This is a genomic window from Kitasatospora sp. NPDC059571 (assembly GCF_042735675.1).
Lineage (GTDB): Bacteria > Actinomycetota > Actinomycetes > Streptomycetales > Streptomycetaceae > Kitasatospora.
This window is the reverse complement of sequence record NZ_JBHWBW010000217.1, coordinates 7,748-12,238: the sequence shown is the minus strand read 5'-3', so window position 1 is coordinate 12,238 and position 4,491 is coordinate 7,748. Positions and strand designations below refer to the sequence as shown.

Annotated in this window: 2 protein-coding genes; one reads left to right on the top strand and one right to left on the bottom strand. The window is 76.3% G+C overall.

Annotated features, from left to right (window positions below; translation table 11 throughout):
• Window positions 1-40: 40 nt before the first annotated feature.
• Window positions 41-1,219, bottom strand: coding sequence for a serpin family protein (locus ACFV0G_RS22785; RefSeq protein WP_380550797.1), 1,179 nt, complete (start codon window positions 1,217-1,219; stop codon window positions 41-43).
• A gap of 265 nt (window positions 1,220-1,484) precedes the next feature.
• On the opposite strand from ACFV0G_RS22785, the gene ACFV0G_RS22780 reads away from it, so the two are divergent.
• Window positions 1,485-4,406 (top strand): hypothetical protein, encoded by a 2,922-nt coding sequence (locus ACFV0G_RS22780; protein WP_380550794.1) that lies wholly within the window; start codon window positions 1,485-1,487, stop codon window positions 4,404-4,406.
• The last annotated feature ends 85 nt before the right edge of the window (window positions 4,407-4,491 follow it).

Genomic DNA, 4,491 nt, shown 5'->3' with positions numbered 1-4,491 from the left:
GCCCCCGGCCGTCGGACGGGCCGGTCAGCGGGGCCCGGGGTCAACCGAACAGCGGGTGGTCGAACGACGTGTCCTCCTCCGGCCGGTCGACCCAGCCGGCGGCGAGGACCAGGCGGGAGGTCCGGTGCACGGCGAGGAAGCCGAACGGGCGGTCGGTGGTGAAGGCCACCTCGCGCACCCGGTACGGCGGCCGGGCGGGCGGGGAGGCCCCGGCCAGCGCGATCGCGGTGACCGCCGACGCCCGGAACCCCCGCGCCCCGAAGGTGGCCGTCGCCTCCTGCGCCGCCGCCTGCACCGCCAGCGGCGGACGGTCGGTGATCCCCGGGAAGTGGCCGCGGTCCGACTGCGACGCCGTGGCCAGACCGAAGGTGTCCGGGTCGTCCAGCAGGTCGTGCGCCGCGGACACGGTGAACGCGGCGACCGATACCCACACCTCCGGATCGGGCCGCAGGCTCTCCCGCCGGGACACCGTGACCCCCGGTCCGGGCGTGCCGAACGGGAGCGCGGCGCCGGTGACCCGGGCGTGCCGGCCGTGCAGGATGCCGGTGCCCGCCGCCAGGACCTCGCCAGGCGCCGCGTCCTCCTCGCCGACCAGCAGGTGGACGTCGATGCCGCCGGTACCGATCACCCGGAGCTCCGAGACGGCGCCGACCGGCGTGTCGGGAGCGACGGCCACCCGGTCGAGCAGCGCCGTCCTGCGGTGCAGCCCGACCAGGCAGCGGTCCGCCCACGCGCCGGTCTCCGGGACGAGGCAGTCCGAGGTGAACGGCCGGAGCCAGTCGGTGCGCACGTTCACCGCCGAGGCCAGCGCCAGTTCGGTGTCCTTGTCGACCGTGAGCGGGAACGACTCGATCGCACCGTCGGTGTGCCGGACCGCCCAGGCGTCGAGCAGCTCCTGTGCGCCCTCGCGCGGCAGGATCTGGTGCACGTGCGCGGGCAGGGCCGCCGACCAGGCCGGGGAGACCGCGACCTCGGGCCGGGTCCACAGCCCGAGCGCCGCCGTCACGCCGGGCAGCCGGCGCAGCGCCCCGAGCAGGTCCTGGGCGTGCCGGGCGGCCGTCCCGGCCGGCAGGCCGATCGCCTCCGCGAGCTCCGCCCTGGCCGGGCCGTCCGCACTGTGCGCGAGCACGGCGAGCAGCGGCCAGAGCCCCGCCGCGAAGAAGACCGTCCCGCCGGTGGGATCCACCTGGCGGGCCCACCGGGCGGTCAACCCGTTCACCGCCCGCACCGCACCTGCCGACACCATCGCAACCCGCCCCTGTCCGTCGATCGGCCGAGCATAGGGGCGGCCGACCGCCCCGGCCAGCGGAATTCCGCCGCCGCCGCACCCCCGCCCGGCCCGCTCGGACCGGCGCGCACCACCGGATCCGGGACGGTCCCGCCGGAGCCGTGTGCACCGTCCGACCAGCGCTCTACACTCGCGGTCTGACGTTCAGTCAGGCCGGGGCGCACGCGCCCCGCGGGGGGCGGATACGGGGGTGGGTGTGGCGCAGAGTTCGGCACGGGACGGCGCGCGGGTGGGCGGCGTCCGGACGACCGCGAAGTACGAGGTCGACGCGCTGGTCAAGGACCTGATCGAGCAGTTCAGCGGGGCCCGGCTGCCGATGCCGGTGGTGGTGCTGTACGCCGAGGACGACGACCCGGCGCTGGACCGCGAGGTCGAGGCGGTCGTGCACGCCGTCCAGGAGGCCCAGGAGAGCGGCGGGCTGCCCTACCGGGTGGTCGCCGACGCGGAGGGCGGCGACCCGCACCGCAGTGCCGTCGGCATCCTGGACGGCCTCTCCAAGGGGCCCTGGGCACGCCGAGGACCGGCCTGGTACCGCTCCTACGCGTTCCCCCGCTCACGGCTGATCGCCGCGATCGAGGCGGCCGCCCGGCACGTCCTCGCGGCCGGCGACGGGGCCGCCGCCCGCCCGCTGGACGGCCTGGTCGACGACGTCCTCGGCCGGCTGCGCGACCTGCACTGGCGCCCCGACCCCCGCACCAGCGGCGGCGAGCTCCAGCGGGTCCTGTCGCCCGTGCTCAACTCCACCACACTGATCGGGGCGTTCGTCCTCGCCGGCCTGACCAGCCTGCTCACCCAGGCGCACTGGCAACTCGTCGTCCTGGTGCTGCTCGGGGCGCTCCTGGTGCTCGGCACGACCGGCTGGGTCCGGCGCAACACCGCGCCGCTGTCCTGGCTCGGCCCGGCCAGCCGCTGGTTCGCCACGACCACCTTCCTCGCCGCCTCCGGACGGCAGGCCGCGGCGTGGTCGATCTGGCGGCCCCGGATGTCCTGGGACGTCACGCAGGCCCGGGCCCGGGAGGTCGCCGGCGAGATCCTCAAGGCCCAGCTGCCCGGCACCCCCGACGAGGACCGCGACCGCGCCCAGCAGTTCCACCTCCAACTGCGCACCCTCGCCCTGCTGGAGGACCTGCGCTGGGCGCACCGCGCCTGGGCGCCCGACCTGCGCGCCCGCAAGCGACGCGTCCCGCCGGTGGTGTTCGTGCCGCGGGCGGGCACCGACAACGGCGCCCTCCGGGTGCTGGGTGCCATCAGCGACGTGCGCAGCCGGCGCAGCGAGCAGGACCCGCTGCTGGTGCTGGCCGGCGTCGCTCACGCCGACGTCGCCACCTGGCTGGAGGACGTCGGGGCGGCCCCCGTCACCGTCCACACGGTCGGCTCCCGGCGTCGCGGCCCGTACGAGAACTGGGTCAGCGACCTGCGGGTGCGGCAGGCGCCGAGCCGGGGCCGCGCCCTCGCCTGGACGCTGCCCGTCCGGCTGACCCGCCTCCAGCTCGGCGCGGGCGAGACCACCCGGCTCGGCGCGGTGCCGGTGCGCCGCTCCTGGTGGGTCCTGTGGTCGCGCTGGACGGTGGTGGCACTACTGGTCCTCACCGCGGGCGCCGGGGTTCTGCGCGAGTCCCAACTCGCCGGCCACTACTGCCAGCCGCGGCTGGTCGGCTCGAACCCCGACGCGGTCTGGCGCCGCGACCCGGGCGGCACCCTGGAGTGCATCGGCGTCGCCACCGGCGGCATCTCCTTCGCCGGCGACGGCGGCGGCATCCGCCTGAGCGGCGAACTGCCCGGCGGCGACGCCAAACGGACCGGCGCCGACACCGGCCCGGAGGACCTGGAGGCCGCGATCCGCCGCGAGAACGACCGGGTCGCCGCCCTCCCCGACGTCCGCTACGTCACCATCGTCTACGCCGGCTCGCTCACCACCGCCGCCGGGCAGCAGCCCCGGGCGCTCAACAGTCTGAAGGAGCTCGCGGGCGTCCACCTCGCCCAGCTGCGCAACAACGCCGGCGACCCGCTGAAGATCAAGGTCCTGGTCGCCAACGGCGGTCAGGACATGTACTTCCAGACCGACATGGTCCGCCGGATCGTCGACGTCGCCGCCCGGGACCGCTCGATCGTCGGCGTGGTCGGCCTCGGCCGCGACACGGCCGACAGCGGCGAGGCCCTCGACCTGCTCCAGGCGGCCGGCCTGGCCGTGGTCAGCACCACCAACTCCGGCAGCTACCTCGCCAAGGACCACGTGAACTACTTCGGCCTGGCCGCCACCGACCAGGAGGAGGCCGCGGCGCTGCGCCTGGTCGTGGACGGGCTGAACCTGCCCGCCGAGCGGCGGTACGCGGCCGTGCTCACCCGCCGCCCCAGCCAGGACGACCGCTACAGCCCCGAACAGGCCGCCTACGGTTCGGCGATGCTCCAGGACGCCGGGTTCCGGCTGATCGGCGGCCGGCCGCTCGAGTACGGTCTGAACAGCAACGGCGACCCGGACTACGAGGCCGCGCTCAGCACCAGCTGCCACTCCGACCACCCGCCGTCGGTGCTCTACCTGGCCGGCCGGGCCGACGACGTGAACCAGCTGATGCGGCGGCTGGCCGCCGACGCCGGGTGCAGCGGCCCGCTGACCGTCCTGACCGGCGACGACCTGACGAAGGCCCAGTTCCGCACCGGGGCGACCTGGATGGCGCCGCAGGCCACGCTCTACTACACGGCCCTCACCGACCCGGCCGTCACCGCGCGCGCCTCCGACCTCGCCGAGGTGGCCGCCGCGGGACTGCACCTCGCACCCGGCGGCGACAACCCGTACGAGGACGACCTGTTCTCCGACGGCGCCCTCGCGCTCGGCTACGACGCCACGGCGGCGCTGCAGGCCGGTGCGGCGAAGGCCGAGGCCTCGCAGAACGGCGGCGTCGGCTCGGTGATGGCGGGGCTGCGGGCCGTCGAGATGAAGAACCGGGCGATCGGCACCGTCGACTTCCGCGACACCCGGCCGCTGGCGACCGGCCCGCAGCCCGGGCACGGCCTGCACATCCTCCGGGTGCGCCGGGGCGCTGCGGGCACCCCGGTGATCGACCGGATCTGCGGCCGCCCCGCGGGAGACACCAGGCCGCTCACCGGCTGCAGCCCCTGACGGCACGCCACCGGGGCCGCCCCCGGCGAAAGGTGGGGCCCCGGGTTTGCGCACCAGCCCCGGGGGGAGCGGCCGGCCGCGCGAT